This is a genomic window from Xenorhabdus sp. Sc-CR9, assembly GCF_963897815.1.
Taxonomy (GTDB): Bacteria; Pseudomonadota; Gammaproteobacteria; order Enterobacterales; family Enterobacteriaceae; genus Xenorhabdus.
Genome location: NZ_CAWQTY010000174.1, coordinates 1 through 19,610, shown reverse-complemented (window position 1 = coordinate 19,610; position 19,610 = coordinate 1). Strand labels below are relative to the sequence as shown.

Sequence of the window (19,610 nt, the reverse complement as noted above, 5' to 3'; positions counted from 1 at the left end):
TGGCATTCACCAATTAAGAAGGGACAAAAATATGAAAGGTTTTATTGCTGTCAGTGCAGCCGCCAGTTTACTTTTTGTAACTGGTTCAGCAAATGCAATTTCCGCAGATATACAGGTAGGTAAGCACAATACGAGTACATCTGTGGGAATTGGTGATAAAAATGCGGGGTTATCTCTAAATGGTAATTGGACTCGCAGTGATCATAATGGTCAATTGGGTAGTTTAGGTTTGGCTTTTGGTTTGCCTGTTGGACCATTAACGGCAAGTGTTGGTGGTAAGGCACTTTACTTATCTCCCAAAGATGGAAAAGATGGAGCTGCGTTGGCAGGAGGTCTTGGTCTCAGTTGGGCTGTAACACCTTCGCTTTCTCTGTATGGTGAAGCTTATGGTTCGCCATCAGGATTAACGTCAGGAATGGATTCTTATACTGAAGCTACCGGGGGAGTTCGGTACACTCTTTTCAAACCTCTCAGTATAGATGGCGGTTACCGTGTTATTGATATAAAAGGAAAGAATGGTAACCGCAGTAATAAAGTTTCTGATGGTTTTTATATCGGTGCTGGCGTCAGTTTCTAATGAATTTATAAAAATATCCGCATCAATATTGATGCGGATATTTTTAAATGCAGCAATTAACCAATTTTCGGCAGCATACCTGTCACGATGCCAATTTGAATTGCGATAACACCAATCCCGCACAGAAAGATAAATACTAAGGCAGGTTTACCTCCTTTGACACGATATTCTCCCTCGTTTTCCTCTCGGCTACGCCAAACCAGCAGACAAGGCAATAATAATGCCAGAATGGAAAGAGCGACAGCGGCAAACGTCAGTGCCATAACAAAGTTAGGGTAATAGAGAGCACAAAGTAATGGAGGGGTAAATGTTGTCAAACCAGTTTGTAAACGTCCTTTGACATGATTACGACGTTTTAGCAGGTCAGCAAGATAATCAAACAATCCAAGAGAAACGCCAAGGAATGAAGTCGCTAATGCGAGATCAGCAAACAGATGGACAGCAAGCTCTACTCTCGGTGAGGCAATAATTTCTCTGACTGCTTGTAAGAAACCATTCAGACCGGATTGTTGTGCGAGAATACCGACAAAAGTATTTGAAGAAATAGCCCCAAGCGTTACCAATTGCCACAAGATGTAAGCGACAAGTGGGATAGCACTGCCGATAATAAAAATCTTCCGTAGCTTGTTGGTGTCTCCTCCCATATAGGAAACGATGCTTGGCACACTGCCGTGAAATCCGAATGAAGTAAAAATTACCGGAATAGCGGATAGCACTAATCCTTGCTCAATGGGCATGGATACTAAATTGATTTTATCAACATGTGGCATCATTACAGCGAGTACGATCACCAAAAAAATGATTTTGGCAGTAAACAGCAAGCGGTTAATCAAGTCAACAGAGTGGGTGCCGATACAGACAACACCGCCAGCAATAATAGTAAAAGTAATAATCCCGACAGAGACAGAAATGGGTTTATCTAACCAGGAAGATAAGCTTGCTGACAGTAATTCTCCTGCACCACTGATATAAGCCGTTGTCAGAGCATACATCAGGAAAAGCATACTGAAACCGGTCAAAACTTGACCGCCAAATCCAAGATAACGTTTTGCAATCGTTCCCAGCCCAGTGTCAAATTTACTATGTTGATAAACTTCCACAAGCAGGAGTGCTGTATAACTCATCAATGCCCAAAGGGCGACTAACATAGCAAATGTAGTTCCAAAACCTACACCCGCCGCTGCCAATGGCATTGCCAGCATTCCCGCACCAATCGTCGTTCCAGCGACAATAAAAATACTGCCAATAGTGCGATTCTTCACGCGATCCTCGTCTTATGATTATGTTGAAAAATAGTTATAAAACTGGCAGGTTAAATGATTGATTTGTGACTGTCAAATTTATGATACATAAGGTGTAAATAAATAATTACGAAATTAATAGCATTGGTATAGAGGGAGGTAAAAATGACTTAATGCTACAGTTTTATTTTATCTAACTACAGCTTTGTTGGTTGAGCAAGGTCATATATCCCCGACCTTATAGTTGTCACTGAGGGTAGAGCTTTTTTTCGTTGAAGTGTTGTAACTTGAAAAATGACAAGTATAGATAATTTGCAATCATAGACTATATGATTAGAGAATGAGCAGCAAATAATAAAGGATTAATTTAAAGGATATGAGATGTCGAAGTGTTCAGATCCGGGGAGACATGAAATACTGATAAAGTAAAAACCCGCTATCTCACCGGATGATTACGGGAAATAGCGGGTTCTTGTTTGGTGCCGGCTACCGGAGTCGAACTGGTGACCTACTGATTACAAGTCAGTTGCTCTACCAACTGAGCTAAGCCGGCGAAATTTGGCGGAAGGATAGAGATTCGAACTCTAGGATGGTTTCCCATCGGCGGTTTTCAAGACCGCTGCCTTCGACCGCTCGGCCATCCTTCCATGGCGCGAGATTATGCCTATATCGTTTGGATGTGTCTAGTCCCTAAAGAAAAAAAACACGTTTTTTTTGCTGTTTGCTTAATCTTCGATCTGTAATGGCCTTTTCATTCATTAACCTGCTAGTATTAAGTTCAGTTTATTGGCTTATTTATATACAATTCATGTCCCGTTGATCAAAATATATTCATGTTAAAGGTAATTATCCAAAGAATGTATAAACAATCACCTATCAAGCCATCTGCTATTCCTCGTTTTTACGCGTTATTTGTTACTTTGCTTTTCACGTCTCTATTTTTATTCGGGTATAACTATTTTGATATTTGGCTGATGGAGAAAAAATATGCTATCAGTAGTGTAGCCGCGAGGATGAGGTTACAGATCGGAGATTATCGTTATCATGCAAATCATATCTTCGAGCAATCACAATCTAATATTCAGCCAATCTCCTCTCAGGAGACAACATCATTGTTAAAAATTCGTCCCAATGTCTATTGGTTAGAAAATCACAATCAGGCTGTTGATACAATTATTTTTGGTCCTTACAACGATTTGAGTATTCAATTCGCTCAGCGTCTTTCTACTTATCTGGAAATTCTCTGGGGTTCCCGTAGTGAATACTTGTCTATGTATTATCTCAATGGGCAGGACAATAATTTACTTCTGGTAACAACTCATTCGATTTTAAAACCAGAAATAAGATTAAAGGAGAGTTATCTGACTCTGACTCCTGAGACCAAACGGACAGAGATGTTGGAGCAGTCTATTACATTGGAGGAAAAAGAAAGCATTTCTAACATCAATGTACTGCGTGGTGATAATATTTATTTCTATACCTATAAAGCCGCATTTAATGCAGCTGGGCAATTAACTACTATTATTGCTTTTGATTTGCCAATTAATAACCTCTTACCGGTTGATATGTCACCAGCAAATTTTCTCCTAAGCCCAATCGATTCAGATGAATCTGATAGCCCCAATAAAATGGGAGTTTCATTGAATGGTTTTTGGTTAGAGTTTTCTGAACATCTTAATATCATGCCGTATAGATTGATCTATCAGGTTCCGCTAAAAACACTGATTGTAGATTTATTGTTCAGAAACGTCTGGCTTTTACTTTCAATATTGATTTTCTTTTTGTTCTCACTGAGTGGATTGTTTTATATCCGTCGGCGTTATATTGCTCCGAATGCTTCCATGGATCATGAATTGAAAATTAAGGATGCTCTGAATAGTGATATTATCTCCAATATCCCTATTGGATTACTGGTCTATGATTCTGAAGAAACCCAGATAGTAATGAGCAATAAAATCGCAGAGCGATTGATACCCCATCTAGATTTGAACAAAGTTATAATGATGGCACAACAACATCATGGAGTAATTCAAACATCTATTGATGAGATGATTTATGAAGTGAGAATGTATAACAACAGATTATTGCCAGAGACCTATCTATTTTTGCTACAGGACAAGGATAAGGAAGTTATGGTTAATAAACGATTACAACTTGCTCACAGGGAATATGATAAAAGTATTCAAGCCAGGCGTTCAATACTTTCAAATATTAATAATGAAATAAAACATCCGATTAAAGGAATGAATGATATTGCTATCCAATTGAAGCAGCTATCACAAGATGAGAATGAACAGAAGCTGTTGGATAAGTTATTAAACAAATCTCAATATATTACTGAATGGATTGAAAATGTTTCGTTACTCAACGGGTTGGAGTTAGGTGATTGGCAGCCGGAACATGAAATATTTCCTCTGTCTTCACTGTTGGAAAATATTTTTAAAGCCTCTTTTCCGACCTTAAATGCTAAAGGTTTGAAATTTTATTATCATTTTAATGTTCCCCATGAATCTTTATTCATTGGAGACACTTTTGCACTACGTAAAATCATTACATTGTTATTTTATTATTCAATGGCAACGACCAGTTATGGTAAAATATCATTGACTGTTAATAGTTCTGGTAAATATGATAATCATATTCAGATTGAGCTGATAGATAGTGGCTCTGGTTTGAATGAAAGAGATTTGACCAGTTTGAATTATCCTTTCCTGAATGAGTTAGTAGAAGATAAGTATTCTACTAACTCAGGCATGACTTTTTATTTATGTAATCAACTATGCAAAAGAATGGATGGAAGTCTTGAGATTAAAAGTAAGTTGGGATTGGGTACACATTATGTTATCAGTCTGCCATTGTTGCAGCATGATGATGAAAATGGTGAGACACCTCAGCTTTTGGAAGGGATTACAGTCTTAATTGATATCAATAACCCTGAGGTCAACAAGATAATCCATTCTTACCTCAATAATTATGGTGCAGCATATTTCGATAAAAGCAAAGAGAATATTACTGAAGAATACGATATTATACTTACTGATAAGCAGTACAACGAAGAAAAACCAGCTATATTATTAGTAGGTAGCTCAGTAGGATTCAAGCAAGTGAGACCAGGTCTGGTTCAGTGCAATTACAATCTTGTTGATGCTGTTATCAATGCAATATCGTTTTTGATTGAAGAAAATTTTAGTTTAGATGAATCCAGAGAAATTACTGAAATCTCTCAGCCTGTATATGATTCTGCTGATAATACCAATCTCTTAGAGGGTATTGATTTATCTGATAATATTTATAGTAATATCGATAATGCTCTCAAGAGTTATCAGATTCAGTTAGCAAACAGTGACTATGGTAAATTATTTATAGAGACAGTACCTATGGATATTACTAAGCTGTATACTGATGTAGAACTACATGATTTGATATCACTTTCGCAAACGGTACACCGCCTTAAGGGTGCGTTTGCTATGTTAGATTTTAAGTTTCTTAGGTCATCATGTGAGGCGTTGGAAAAACACATAGCAGACAATAATGAAGTAGAAATCAAAAATAGCATCAGCCTCATTGATTCCTTTGTCACAAAGCTGTTGCAACAAGGTAACCAATAATATGAATAACCTTAATGTCATTATTGCTGATGACCATCCCATCGTTTTGTTTGGCATCCGCAAGTCACTTGAACAAATTGAGTGGATTAATGTCGTTGGTGAATTTGAAAATTCAACAACGCTCATTAATAGTTTGCCACATATAGGAGCAGATGTTCTCATTACGGATTTGTCAATGCCTGGGGATAAATATGGTGATGGCATTACCTTGATAAAATATATTAAACGCCATTATCCAGCATTGTCTGTTATTGTGCTTACAATGAACAACAATCCAGCTATTTTAAGCGCTATACTTGAACTTGATATTGAGGGAATTGTGTTAAAGCAGGGGGCTCCGACTGATTTGCCTAAAGCACTTTCTGCTTTGCAGAAAGGAAAGCAATTTACACCGGAAAGTGTTTCTAAATTGCTGGAAAAAGTGAATGCTAATGGTTATGGGGATAAACGTTTATCTCCAAAAGAGAGTGAAGTTTTGCGTTTATTTGCTGAGGGACTTCTTGTCACTGATATCGCCAAGAAACTCAATCGCAGTATTAAAACGATTAGTAGTCAAAAGAAATCAGCTATGCTAAAACTAGGAGTTGATAACGATATTGCACTGCTTAACTATTTGTCCTCTGTTACTATTAATAAAGATATTGGTAAATAGTTAATGAGTTATCCTCCTCAATAGAAAATCGGTAGCAGGGGTTACCGATTTTCTGCTATTTCCATGCTCAATACATCTTATTTTTAATATTGATATATTCTATTAGTACATTTTTCAATATTGCGAGTGAAACAGGTTTTGATAAACAATTATCCATTCCTACGTTGGTACAACGTTGTTTTTCCTCTGCAAGAGCATTGGCAGTAATACCGATAATTGGTTTAGTGTAACCTTTATTTCTCAAGTATTGTGTGAGTTCGTATCCATCCATATTTGGCATGTTCACATCTGTTAAAATAATATCGGTTGAATTGTGTTTGAGATACTCAATGGCGTCAATGCCATCATTCGCCATTGATGTATTGAATCCTATGGAATTCAATTGGTCGGTCAGCAAATGCCGATTAATGGGGTGATCATCAATAACCAGTACTTTTACTGTATTTAAACGAGTATCTGTTTGAATAGTTTCAGATACAGCAGGAGAGGTTGATATAGCACTTATGGGAATGAGGTTATGCGTTGTCAGCAGGTTATCCAACATACTATCTAATTCACTCAGCTCATAAGTATTATACAACCAATAATTTTCTTGAATCTGTTTCGGTGGGCCAATATGTTTCTCTGATATCTCTATATAGCAATAGACAGAAATATTGTTCTTGTTATATTGATCGCTGATGAGTATCTCTGTGCCATCTATTTTACTCCCATCGTATATAACGACTTGGAAGTGATGTTGTAAGAGAAAATCTTGTAAATATTTTTCCATAAAATCATTGCAAACAGCCAGCAAAATCTTTTTCTGAGCACGTTGCCCGGACATTTTTTTAGCATGATATTTAACCCCATATAGAGGGATACGGATGGAAAAAATGCTGCCAACATATTTTTGTGAAACGAATTCAATATCACCATCCATCAAATTGATGAGTTTTTCACAAATAGCTAACCCTAATCCTGTACCTTGTGAAGCATTTTCTTTATTGGCACTGATTTGGAAGAATGGTTCAAATAGTTGGAATTGTAATTTATCATCGATGCCAAGCCCAGTATCTTTGATACTGACATACAGATAGCCATGCTTTGAAGTAATTTCAATAACAACACAACCTGATGCGGTAAATTTAATTGCGTTGTTCAGTAAGTTAGAGATGATTTGTTGTAATCTTACTGGATCATTGCGGATAACATCGGGAACATTTGGCTCAATATAGCAGTATAATCCTAGTCCTTTTTTTGTGATCAGGGGAAGATAGTTTGAAATTACATGTGATATGACTTCTCTGCAATTGAAATTCCTAGGGTCAATTTTTAACTGCTTTGATTCTATTTTAGAGAAGTCGAGAATATCGCTAATGATTTTCAGTAATAGTGATGATGAATTATTCATTGTTGTCAGCAATCGTGTAGATTCTGATGGCAATGAATGAGATTGTATTAATTCCAGATTACCAATAATTCCATATAGAGGTGTTCTTAATTCATGGCTGACGGTTGCAAGGAACATTGATTTTGCCTGATTGGCTTGTTCTGCGGCAGAAGCCATTTCTTGTAATGATTTTTCCATTTTTACACGAGTACTAACATCTATTAGTACACAGATTGCAACTTCTTCATTACGATAGCGTGAATGAACAAAACTAATTTGCAAATGATTATTATTACTAGTGACAATATCAATATAACTACTTGTTTTATCACAAATAATATCGACAATGCGTTTTTGATCTTTATATGTCAGCATTCGGATATAGTTATGCGCAAGTTCATTACTTAAAATATTAACGCCATCACTGACTCTTAAAATACTTATTCCCACAGGAGCAGATGCGACTATTTTATGGTTAAATTGTTCGTGTTCTTCAAGACGGATAGCATTATCTTCTGCTGGAGCAAACATTTTTCTCTCAAATAACCAGACAAAAAAGATAATTGAGATTGCAGAAATAATATTCAATATAATGCTATTAATTGCTTTGGCTCTAAGTTCATTGTAGACATATTTTAGTGATAACGTATAGGCTACATGTAATGCAGACGGTGATAAACGCCGTATTAATATTAAAGAAGTAAGATTTTCATTATATCCGAAATAATTAGACAGCATGTTGAATTTCATCGCAGGTTGGCTATTATCAGTAGATTGGACTGGGTATTGTAATTCGACATCTCCAGTATTATTTAGTATATGTATAGTTACAGGTCTTTCCCTTTTTTGCAGAAATAGTTTTAGCTTGATTGATTTTTCGAAACCAATTACACCTGCGATTTGCCCATTGGCATATACTGGTGTAATGACATAAAGAGTGCCAGTATCTATTCTTGAATACGGCATGATCCAAAAGATAGTCTGCTCTTTTGCTTGATCTTTCTGTATGGTGAGTTTGCGAGTATTCTCGTAGAGTTCTTTTTTTAGTGGGTCGGATATTATTATGCTGCTATAGGCACTCAAATTCACCATGCACATACTCTGTGTTTCAATGAAAAAAATCTCATTCACCCCACGCATAGCAGAAATATTTTGGGTCCAAAATGAAATTAAGTCATTTAATGAACTTAACTGTTCATGTGATTTTTTCTGTAAAAGATCACAATTAGAATTTGCATTCAGGGAAGTGTATGAGACAGTATTGTTATTATGTGGGGGGGGAATAATTGCTATATCTTTCTCGTTTGATTGTGATAAATGTTTCTCAGTCGTATATTGTATATCACGTAAAATATTGGTGATGCCTCGCATAAAAGTAAATGCTATATCGTAGCTTGAATTGTAGTCTTGACGAATATCTGATTTGACCTCATTAAAAAAATTTGCCAAATAAAAAGTGGTTAGTAAGGCACCGAGTGCCCATAGCATAAATCCGAGCACCCGAAAAAGATAACGGGATATCTTTAATGACGTCCGAAAAGAAGATAAATATCTCAAGAGATCGCCTGACGAAGATTATGATTAACAATAACTATTCACAGCATATACTAGTGTAGCAGGGAATACAAAGTAGCATTTAACTCTTGCTAATTCATCGTCAAAAATTGTGCAAAAAAGCAGGCATTTAAGTGCCTGCTTTATTGTTAGGGATTAACAGAATTAGATTAAGGTAAATTAATTATTCTTGATCTTCTGATCTGTTATGTTCTTCATCAGAGGGACTTGCTGTATTGTCATCCTCATCTTCGTCATCAGGTTCAGCAACACGCTGCAAGCCAACAACTTTTTCGTCTTCAGAAGTACGGATGAGAGTAACTCCTTGCGTATTACGACCAACAACACTAACCTCGGAAACTCGGGTTCTCACCAATGTACCCGCATCAGTAATCATCATGATCTGATTGGTTGGTTCTACCTGAATTGCTCCGATCACGTTACCGTTGCGTTCGCTGACTTTGATGGAAATAACCCCTTGAGTTGCACGGGATTTGGTTGGATATTCACTTTCAGCAGTACGTTTTCCGTAACCATTCTCGGTGACAGTCAGGATTTCACCTTCCCCACGAGGAATGATCAGAGAAACGACTTTATCGCCTTGGCTGAGTTTGATACCGCGAACCCCGGTTGCGGTACGTCCCATTGCACGGACACCTTTCACACGAATAGTGCCGTCTTCCAGTGTTTCTTCCTCTTCTTCAAGGAAACGAACAACTTTACCTTGCGCAGAGAAGAGCATGACTTCATTGTTGCCATCAGTCAGATCAACACCGATCAGTTCATCTCCTTCATTCAGATTCACTGCGATGATACCAGCACTGCGTGGACGACTGAATTCACTGAGTTTGGTTTTCTTAACGATACCGCTTGCCGTTGCCATGAAAATATTTAACCCATCTTCATACTCACGCACTGGCAAAATAGCTGTAATGCGTTCGTTCTGATCCAATGGCAACAGATTGACAATTGGACGACCACGAGCACCACGACTTGCTTCTGGCAATTGATATACTTTCATCCAGTACATCTTGCCCTTATTTGAAAAACAGAGAATCGTATCGTGGGTGTTAGCTACCAGCAGGCGCTCAATAAAGTCTTCTTCCTTGGTGCGCGCAGCTGATTTACCCTTACCACCACGACGTTGGGCTTCGTAGTCGGATAATGGCTGATATTTTACATACCCCTGGTGGGATAGTGTTACTACAACATCTTCCTGATTAATCAGGTCTTCGATATTGATATCTGCGGAATTCTCCGTCAGTTCAGTTCGGCGGGCATCGTTATACTGCTCTTTGATAGCCAGCAACTCTTCACGAATAACTTCCATCAAGCGTTCTGGGTTTTCCAAAATGAACAGCAATTCAGCAATCACTTTCAGCAGTTCACGATATTCATCAAGCAGCTTTTCATGTTCCAGGCCGGTCAATTTTTGCAGACGCAGATCCAAAATTGCCTGTGCCTGTTGTTCGGTCAGGTAATATTTACCGTCACGAATACCATATTCTGGCTCCAACCATTCTGGGCGGGCAGCATCATCACCTGCTTGTGCCAGCATAGCGGCAACATTACCCAATTCCCACGGTTGATAAATCAAACTTGCTTTAGCCTCAGCAGGTGTGGAAGCACGACGGATCAATTCTATAACAGGATCAATATTCGCCAGTGCAATGGCAAGAGCTTCAAGGATATGGGCACGTTCGCGAGCCTTGCGCAGTTCGAAAATTGTCCGGCGTGTAACAACTTCGCGACGGTGGCAAACAAACGCAGAAAGAATATCTTTCAGATTAAGTAATTTGGGTTGTCCTTGGTGCAGGGCAACCATGTTAATACCAAATGAAACCTGCAATTGGGTCAGTGAATAGAGATTATTCAGAACAACTTCACCAACGGCATCACGTTTTACTTCAATAACAATGCGCATCCCATCTTTATCGGATTCGTCACGCAGTGCACTGATCCCTTCAATGCGTTTCTCTTTTACCAGTTCAGCGATTTTTTCGATCAATCGGGCTTTGTTGACCTGATAGGGAATCTCATTGACGATAATGGTTTCGCGGCCAGTTTTTTCGTCAGCTTCAACTTCTGCGCGGGCGCGGATATAAATTTTACCGCGACCAGTACGATAGGCTTCCTGAATGCCACGACGACCATTGATAATGGCAGCTGTAGGGAAGTCAGGGCCAGGAATATATTCCATCAGGCCTTCGATACTGATGTTTTCATCATCAATATAAGCCAGACAGCCGTCAATCACCTCAGATAAGTTATGAGGCGGGATGTTGGTTGCCATACCTACCGCAATCCCTGATGATCCATTCACCAACAGATTGGGGATACGGGTTGGCATCACCTCTGGGATTTGTTCTGTGCCATCATAGTTAGGCACAAAGTCGACAGTTTCTTTTTCCAAATCCGCCAGCAATTCATGGGCAATTTTTGCCATGCGTACTTCGGTATAACGCATCGCTGCCGCAGAATCGCCATCTACTGACCCAAAGTTCCCCTGACCGTCAACCAGCATGTAACGCATAGAGAATGGTTGTGCCAGACGAACAATCGTGTCATAAACAGCGCTGTCACCGTGTGGATGATATTTACCGATAACATCCCCAACAACGCGGGCAGATTTCTTATAAGGTTTATTCCAATCATTTCCTAATACATTCATCGCGAAAAGTACGCGGCGGTGTACTGGCTTCAGTCCATCCCGAACATCTGGAAGTGCGCGTCCAACAATAACGGACATCGCATAATCCAGATATGAGCTTTTCAGCTCTTCTTCGATGTTGACCGGTGTGATTTCTCTGGCAATGTCGCTCATGGAGCCACTGTCCCTCATACTCCGAATTCAAAGGCTTAGAATTATACCACAAATTGACAGTTTTATAAAAACCCGATGCGGGTATTTCAAGATTAAGGCATGTATAATAGTTTTCTGTCACACATCCCTATAATACTGTTACATTTTCTGTGAACCAGTTTTCTGTGCACCAGTTTTCTGTGAAGCAGTTCCTAGGAGCGATATCGCTGATGAATATCAAAACTACCGATTCACATATTCGAACCCATGCCAATGTGGATCAACAGGAAATCGAGAAATTTGAAGCCGTAGCTTCCCGTTGGTGGGATCTTGAAGGTGAATTCAAGCCACTGCACCGAATAAATCCACTGCGTTTAAACTATATCCTGCGACATGCTGATGGCCTTTTTGGCAAGAAAGTGCTGGATGTTGGTTGCGGCGGTGGCATTCTGTCAGAAAGCATGGCTCGTGAAGGTGCGGAAGTGACAGGGTTGGATATGGGGTTTGAGCCTCTGCAAGTTGCTCGTCTACATGCTCTGGAATCAGGTATTTCCATCTCTTATGTGCAGGAAACGGTAGAAAATCATGCCGAACAGCACCCGTATGCTTATGATGTCGTGACATGCATGGAAATGCTTGAGCATGTACCAGACCCTGAATCAGTGGTTCATGCTTGCGCCAAATTAGTCAAACCGGGCGGTCACGTGTTCTTTTCAACGATTAACCGTAACCGGAAAGCATGGCTTATGGCCGTTATCGGTGCTGAGTATATTTTGAATATGGTGCCTAAAGGCACACATGATGCGAAAAAATTTATTCGTCCTTCTGAATTAATTCATTGGGTTGATAAAACCACGTTGAAAGATCAACATATCATTGGATTACATTACAACCCATTGACGGATAAATTTCGTCTTGGACACAATGTAGACGTGAACTACATCTTGCATACTCAATCAGTTAAAAGTCACAATTAAGGGATTAATAAAACGACAACTAGATATTTTTTTTAAGATTTTATTTTTCCTGTTTTGCCGATAGCCTTATGAAAGTAACATCAAGTAACTACGCAGGTTATCGGCTCTTTGGCAAAATTAATCCTCAAGTTATCCACAAAACTTTCCGATTTTGTACACTTGATAAAACGCGAATTTAACATTATCTTGTTATTACCGTTTTAATTACCCCCTATATATTGTGTTTCTTGTCATCCTATAGTAACGAACAGTAACGAAACGAGTAGTAGCGAAATAGTAACTTACAGTTGCCAAGTTCCCAATTGGCCCTCAGCCATTCTGGGTGTATCGTGCTGTCAATAGGTCAAGAAAGACGGTATAGGTGAGATACGAAAAGAGAGAAGGTGTATTTCCCTATGAACCAGAGTCTGCTAGTTACCAAACGTGATGGACATAAAGAACAAATTGATCTTGATAAAATTCACCGGGTTGTTGCCTGGGCTGCCGAAGGTCTGAAAAATGTCTCAGTATCACAAGTAGAACTGCGTTCCCAGATTCAATTTTACGATGGCATCAAAACATCTGATATCCATGAAACCATGATCAAAGCTGCGGCTGATTTGATCTCCGGTGATGCACCTGATTATCAGTATTTAGCCGCACGTCTGGCTATCTTTAACCTGCGTAAAAAAGCTTATGGTCAGTTTGAACCACCTGCGCTATATGACCATGTGGTACATATGGTAGATTTGGGTAAGTACGACAAACATTTGCTGGGAGACTATTCCAAAGAAGAATTCGAGCAAATGGACAGTTTTATTGACCATCTGCGCGATATGAATTTCTCCTATGCAGCTGTAAAACAGCTGGAAGGGAAATATCTGGTACAAAACCGTGTGACTGGTGAGATTTATGAAAGTGCTCAGTTCCTCTACATTTTGGTAGCTGCGTGCCTATTTTCTTCTTATCCGAAAGAAACGCGTCTGGACTATATCCGTCGTTTCTATGATGCGGTTTCCACCTTTAAAATCTCGTTGCCAACGCCGATTATGGCGGGGGTTCGTACACCGACTCGTCAGTTTAGTTCCTGTGTCCTGATTGAATGTGGTGATAGTCTGGATTCTATCAATGCAACATCCAGCGCAATTGTAAAATATGTATCCCAGCGTGCTGGCATTGGTGTGAACGCGGGTCGTATCCGTGCATTGGGCAGCCCAATTCGTGGCGGTGAAGCCTTCCACACCGGCTGTATTCCATTCTACAAACATTTCCAGACAGCGGTAAAATCCTGTTCTCAGGGTGGGGTTCGTGGCGGTGCAGCAACGTTGTTCTACCCTATATGGCATTTAGAAGTTGAGAGCCTGCTGGTACTGAAAAACAACCGTGGTGTTGAAGGCAACCGCGTCCGCCACATGGATTACGGTGTACAAATTAATAAACTGATGTATGAGCGCCTGATAAAAGGGGAAGACATTTCTCTGTTCAGTCCGTCTGATGTTCCGGGACTATATGATGCTTTCTTTGCGGATCAGGATGAGTTTGAGCGTTTGTATACCCAGTATGAGAACGACAGCAATATCCGTAAAGAGCGCATTAAAGCGGTTGAGCTGTTCTCATTGATGATGCAAGAACGTGCTTCAACGGGGCGTATCTACATCCAGAACGTTGACCACTGTAATACTCATAGCCCATTTGATCCGGCCATTGCGCCTGTTCGTCAATCTAACCTGTGTTTAGAAATTGCACTGCCGACCAAGCCATTGAACAATATTAACGATGAAAATGGTGAAATTGCGTTGTGTACATTGTCTGCTTTCAATTTAGGCGTTATCGAAAATTTGACTGAATTGGAAGAACTGGCAGAGTTGGCAGTCCGTGCGTTGGATTCTCTGTTGGATTATCAAGATTATCCAATTGTTGCTGCGAAACAAGGCTCAATGGGGCGTCGTACTCTGGGTATCGGTGTGATTAACTTCGCTTATTATCTGGCGAAAAATGGCGTGCGTTATTCCGATAGCAGCGCCAATAATCTGACCCACAAAACATTTGAAGCTATTCAGTATTATCTGTTGAAAGCTTCAAATGAGTTAGCGAAAGAAAGGGGATCTTGTCCGTGGTTTAGTGAAACTACATATTCACAAGGCATCCTGCCGATCGATACTTACAAAAATACATTAGATACGCTGAGCAGTGAACCTCTGCACATGGATTGGGAAGCTCTGCGCAGTGATATTAAACAGTATGGTCTGCGTAACTCAACATTATCTGCATTGATGCCATCAGAGACATCTTCACAGATCTCTAACGCAACGAATGGCATTGAGCCACCGCGTGGCTATATCAGTGTGAAGGCATCAAAAGACGGTATTCTGCGCCAAGTTGTACCGGATTATGATCTTCTGAAGGGGGCTTATGAATTGTTGTGGCAGATGCCAAGCAATGATGGCTACCTGCAACTGGTAGGAATAATGCAGAAATTTATCGATCAATCAATTTCTGCCAATACTAACTATGATCCGGCTCGTTTCCCTAATGGCAAGGTTCCGATGAACCAATTGCTGAAAGATTTACTGCTCGCTTACAAATATGGTGTAAAAACACTGTATTACCACAATACCCGTGATGGGGCAGAAGATATTCAAGGTGATCTGGAAGAAGTAGTTGAATCTGCTGATTCCGATTGTGAAGGCGGCGCGTGTAAGATTTAATTTGAGGAAGCTATGTCCTATACTACTTTTTCGCAAGTAAAAAATGATCAGTTACAGGAACCGATGTTTTTCGGTCAGTCTGTAAACGTGGCACGTTTCGATCAACAAAAATATCCTATTTTTGAAAAGTTGATCGAAAAACAACTTTCTTTCTTCTGGCGTCCAGAGGAAGTAGATGTTTCCCGTGATCGTATTGACTACAACTCGCTGCCAGATCACGAGAAACATATTTTCATCAGCAACCTGAAATATCAGACGCTGCTGGACTCCATTCAGGGCCGTAGCCCGAATGTGGCTTTCCTGCCGCTGATTTCCATTCCAGAACTGGAAACATGGATTGAAACGTGGTCGTTCTCAGAAACGATTCACTCGCGTTCTTATACGCACATTATCCGTAATATCGTCAACGATCCTTCTATCGTGTTTGACGATATCGTGGAAAACGAACAGATTTTAAAACGCGCTAAGGATATTTCTGCGTTTTATGACGATCTGATCAAAATGACTAACTACTATCATCAGTTGGGTGAAGGAACACACAGTGTTGCGGGTAAAACAGTCATTGTTGACCTTCGTGCATTGAAAAAGCAGCTTTATTTATGCCTGATGAGCGTTAATGCCTTGGAAGCTATCCGTTTCTACGTCAGCTTTGCCTGTTCATTTGCTTTTGCCGAACGTGAATTGATGGAAGGTAACGCTAAGATTATCAAACTGATTGCTCGTGATGAAGCTCTGCATTTAACCGGAACTCAGCATATGCTGAACCTGCTGCGCTCTGGTCAGGATGATCCTGAAATGGCGGAGATTGCCAAAGAGTGTGAACAAGAGTGTTACGATCTGTTTGTAGACGCGGCGGAGCAGGAAAAAGAGTGGGCTGATTATCTGTTCAAAGATGGTTCCATGATTGGTCTGAACAAAGATATCCTGTGCCAGTATGTCGAATATATCACCAATATTCGTATGCAGGCAGTTGGCCTGAAATTGCCGTTTGAAACACGCTCTAATCCAATCCCTTGGATCAATGCGTGGCTGGTTTCCGATAATGTCCAAGTGGCTCCACAGGAAGTCGAAGTCAGTTCTTACTTGGTTGGTCAGATTGATTCGGAAGTCAATACTGAAGATCTCAGCGGTTTCGAACTCTGAGATGGCTGATTACAAAATTACCCTGCCGTCATGGCAGGGTTTATCCATCCGTTATTCTTCAGATCTCCACAGTAATTTACTGGAAGCATTAGAACAGGGAAGAATGCAGATTGAATACCAGTGCCGTCAGGGGTATTGTGGTTCTTGCCGTGTTCGTTTGGTAAAAGGGAAAGTGGGATATCCTTGCAAACCATTGGCGTTTGTCAATGAAGGGGAAATTTTACCTTGTAGCTGTCACCCACTGACAGACATTGAAATTGAGTTGTAAATTATTTTATAACTATAAAAATCTGACTAGATAGATAGGTGTATTTCGTTACAGTACTCTTCATGTATATATATCCGTCGTCTTTCAAATTGCTGCTTTGTTGTCTGCGTTCATTACTGTGTTGAGCTTAATTTGTGAATCCAAGTTTATTTATCTCTTCCATGCTAGCTCCAATATTTACTCGAACTTAGTTTTTGAACAAATTATTTATTACTGTATATATCTGTTATATCTTCCACTTATTGATTTGATTTATTCTATTATGATGGTTGGTTTATTATAATGACAATATGGAAAATTTTTTAATAACGATTTGCGATAACCATACTACATCACAGGCTAATAAAGGAAAACAATGATGTATAAGATTGATTATAATTTGTATCGTTCGCTCAAAAGTTTTAACAGGCGTTCCCGCTTCTTAGTTATGCACTACACCGCTCTGAATTTTGAAAAATCCATTAAAGCGTTGACGGGAAATTTTGTTAGTGCCCATTATTTAGTTCCAAATCCAGATGATCTAACCTATCAGGCTGCCGGATTTAATGAAGTTCATATATTCAGTTTAGTGGATGAACTCGAAAGGGCCTGGCATGCCGGAGCTAGCAGTTGGGCAGGGCGGGCAGGATTAAATGATACATCTATTGGTATTGAAATTGTGAATGAAGCTAGTGATGATGGTGGTATTCTCACGTTTCCCCCTTATAATCCTGATCAAATTGACGCTGTTAAAGAATTAACCATTAATATTTTGCAACGTTACCCAGATATTACTCCTACTCATATCGTAGGGCATTCAGATATTGCCTGGCAAAGAAAATCCGATCCAGGCCCTTCATTTCCGTGGAAAGAGCTATATGATGCAGGAATAGGAGCATGGTATGACGAAGAGATTAAGCAAAAATATATTGAACAATTTGATCACTGTCTACCTGAACGTTTTGAAATTTTAGAAAAATTGAAACGTTATGGATATGACGTTTCAGAAGCGAAAGAAGACAAAAACTTTCAATTATTAATCAGAGCATTCCAAATACACTTCCGTCCATCATTCTATGACGGTATAGCTGATATAGAAACCATTGCTATTCTCTATGCATTAATTGAAAAATACTTTGATCATAACTCATAATTTATTATTCAATCTATCTTAGTTGAATAAAATTTAAGTTGTGACATTTTTAATAATGCCGCAACTTAAAAAATTAAGTGAAAATTTTAAAAAAATACCAATGCACATATTTTCAACATAATAATATTTTTACTTTTCCTATTAAAGAGACGTGATATTTCTGGTAATTTTTTGGGGATAAAAAACCTCATCCAATGTTCGAGCATTAGCGTGGTACATGGGTAAGCTGTAACTTGAAAAATAAAGGATATATCAGGAATGTTATACAAATATCTTTCTAAAAAACAAGGAAAACACTCAATTAATTAATTAATTTATTTATTTTTAGAATGCTTTTGTCTTTATTTATTTGTATTTATTATAATGTGCTTAAATGTAATCTAACTATGTATAATACTATTTTTGTTTTAAGATATATCCTAAAATAAAGAAATTGAATCCATCTTATTTAAGCTTTTGATAAATAATTGTTTTAGTGTTTTGATTTATTGTGGATGCGTGAATGTTCTATTAAATCTTGAAAGAATGACTTTACGTAATCCTTTGAATTTAATGTTTTTTTTGTATTTTTTGATGAGAGTTTAAAATTTTGACTATGGTTGAACTCTTAATGACATGACTGTATATTGCACAAGCTTCTCGTGGTAGAGTGAATACATTAAGTGTTAAATGATAGAGATATTAATTTATGAATAAAACATTATTGGCAGCATCTATTGTTACAGGATTATCTATATTTACTTTCAGTGCTAGCGCTAGTAATAGCGGTAAAAGTACTATATCTCTGGGGTATGCTCAGAGTAATTCATCACAGAATAATTTAGGTGAAAATAGTATTAATAATGCTAAACTCAAAAAACAACAACATGGATTAAACTTGAAGTATCGTTATGAGATTGATGAGCGTTTTGGTGTTATCAGTTCATTAACATATACTCTACAGAGCCAAGAAGATATTTATCCTCATTCTTCTTCGAAATTTAAGTGGCAAAATATGTCTCTAATGGCAGGCCCAACATATCGTTTTAATAATTATATTAGTGTATATGGTTTGATCGGGGCGACTAATAGTAAAATTAGTTTTTCTGAATCAGAAGATAAATCTAAATTTAGTGATACTGCGCTATCTTACGGTGCCGGCTTACAGTTTAATGTAACTTCAAATATCACTATTGATGCTTCATATGAGTATACAAAATTAAAGTATAATATTTCGAAAATTAATCATGTCATCAATTCTAATCTTAGAACGTGGGTTCTAGGTGTAGGTTATAGTTTCTAATCTTCATTTGTTTTTAATCGTTATTTTTTATTTAACGCCTCACTTTTTTAATTTTTAGTGTTTTTTTGTTAGATGATCATCTTGCCTGAATCCTTAATTTTATTTGATGGGGTTCAGGTTTTTTATATAAATTTAATAATATCAAATGTCTTTTTGGTATTTATTTTCCAATAATCATCCAATTATAGGTCGTGACTCTAATTTATTGATAGTGATGAATGTTCAGATAATATCCTATAATTCTGTCATGCATTTCGATGGATTTTGAAAAAGACAATGTTTTGCGAGTCAGTCTTGCCAAATGTTGACGAAGA

General features: G+C 38.5%; 13 protein-coding genes and 2 tRNA genes. 9 read left to right on the top strand and 6 right to left on the bottom strand.

The window, feature by feature from the left end:
* The first annotated feature begins 31 nt into the window (after positions 1-31).
* A complete protein-coding gene (locus AACQ81_RS10205; RefSeq protein WP_237387207.1) occupies positions 32-577 on the top strand; it encodes a YfaZ family outer membrane protein in 546 nt (181 codons plus the stop codon).
* 56 nt (positions 578-633) lie between these two features.
* On the opposite strand, the gene tyrP is transcribed toward AACQ81_RS10205, so the two are convergent.
* The 3 genes from tyrP to AACQ81_RS10190 all read right to left on the bottom strand — a co-directional run bounded on the left by tyrP (position 634) and on the right by AACQ81_RS10190 (position 2,465).
* Positions 634-1,779 (bottom strand): tyrosine transporter TyrP, encoded by a 1,146-nt coding sequence (tyrP, locus tag AACQ81_RS10200; protein ID WP_237387221.1) that lies wholly within the window; start codon positions 1,777-1,779, stop codon positions 634-636.
* Positions 1,780-2,295: 516 nt separating this feature from the next.
* A tRNA-Thr gene (locus tag AACQ81_RS10195) sits at positions 2,296-2,371 on the bottom strand.
* A 6-nt stretch (positions 2,372-2,377) separates the two neighbouring features.
* A tRNA-Ser gene (locus tag AACQ81_RS10190) sits at positions 2,378-2,465 on the bottom strand.
* 210 nt (positions 2,466-2,675) lie between these two features.
* Between AACQ81_RS10190 and rcsD the strand changes: the two genes are divergently transcribed.
* Entirely contained in the window at positions 2,676-5,426 is a 2,751-nt protein-coding gene (gene rcsD / locus AACQ81_RS10185; RefSeq protein ID WP_237387206.1) for a phosphotransferase RcsD, read from the top strand.
* A gap of 1 nt (position 5,427) precedes the next feature.
* Entirely contained in the window at positions 5,428-6,078 is a 651-nt protein-coding gene (gene rcsB, locus AACQ81_RS10180) for a response regulator transcription factor RcsB (RefSeq protein WP_237387205.1), read from the top strand.
* Positions 6,079-6,145: 67 nt separating this feature from the next.
* Here the strand turns inward: rcsB and rcsC are convergent, their stop codons facing one another.
* Together rcsC and gyrA are read right to left on the bottom strand one after the other, a co-directional pair.
* Entirely contained in the window at positions 6,146-9,007 is a 2,862-nt protein-coding gene (gene rcsC, locus AACQ81_RS10175) for a two-component system sensor histidine kinase RcsC (RefSeq protein WP_237387204.1), read from the bottom strand.
* A 181-nt stretch (positions 9,008-9,188) separates the two neighbouring features.
* A complete protein-coding gene (gene gyrA / locus AACQ81_RS10170; RefSeq protein ID WP_237387203.1) occupies positions 9,189-11,828 on the bottom strand; it encodes a DNA topoisomerase (ATP-hydrolyzing) subunit A in 2,640 nt (879 codons plus the stop codon).
* A 209-nt stretch (positions 11,829-12,037) separates the two neighbouring features.
* Between gyrA and ubiG the strand changes: the two genes are divergently transcribed.
* From ubiG to AACQ81_RS10140, 6 genes are all read left to right on the top strand, one after another.
* Positions 12,038-12,784 carry a bifunctional 2-polyprenyl-6-hydroxyphenol methylase/3-demethylubiquinol 3-O-methyltransferase UbiG gene (gene ubiG, locus AACQ81_RS10165; RefSeq protein ID WP_237387202.1) on the top strand — a complete coding sequence of 249 codons (747 nt, stop codon included), beginning with the start codon at positions 12,038-12,040 and terminating at the stop codon, positions 12,782-12,784.
* 395 nt (positions 12,785-13,179) lie between these two features.
* Positions 13,180-15,471: a class 1a ribonucleoside-diphosphate reductase subunit alpha gene (nrdA, locus tag AACQ81_RS10160; RefSeq protein ID WP_237387201.1), complete on the top strand. Its 2,292-nt coding sequence runs from the start codon at positions 13,180-13,182 to the stop codon at positions 15,469-15,471.
* A gap of 12 nt (positions 15,472-15,483) precedes the next feature.
* Positions 15,484-16,614, top strand: a complete 1,131-nt coding sequence (nrdB, locus tag AACQ81_RS10155; RefSeq protein ID WP_237387200.1) for a class Ia ribonucleoside-diphosphate reductase subunit beta — start codon at positions 15,484-15,486, stop codon at positions 16,612-16,614.
* A gap of 1 nt (position 16,615) precedes the next feature.
* Positions 16,616-16,882 carry a class I ribonucleotide reductase maintenance protein YfaE gene (gene yfaE / locus AACQ81_RS10150; protein WP_237387199.1) on the top strand — a complete coding sequence of 89 codons (267 nt, stop codon included), beginning with the start codon at positions 16,616-16,618 and terminating at the stop codon, positions 16,880-16,882.
* Positions 16,883-17,240: 358 nt separating this feature from the next.
* The gene (locus AACQ81_RS10145) at positions 17,241-18,014 is read left to right on the top strand and encodes an N-acetylmuramoyl-L-alanine amidase (RefSeq protein ID WP_237387198.1); all 774 of its coding nucleotides are present in this window, start codon (positions 17,241-17,243) and stop codon (positions 18,012-18,014) included.
* A 688-nt stretch (positions 18,015-18,702) separates the two neighbouring features.
* Positions 18,703-19,296, top strand: coding sequence for an Ail/Lom family outer membrane beta-barrel protein (locus AACQ81_RS10140; protein WP_237387197.1), 594 nt, complete (start codon positions 18,703-18,705; stop codon positions 19,294-19,296).
* 202 nt (positions 19,297-19,498) lie between these two features.
* Here the strand turns inward: AACQ81_RS10140 and AACQ81_RS10135 are convergent.
* A partial coding sequence (locus tag AACQ81_RS10135; RefSeq protein WP_237387220.1) for an IS1 family transposase occupies positions 19,499-19,610 on the bottom strand: 112 nt, incomplete at its 5' end.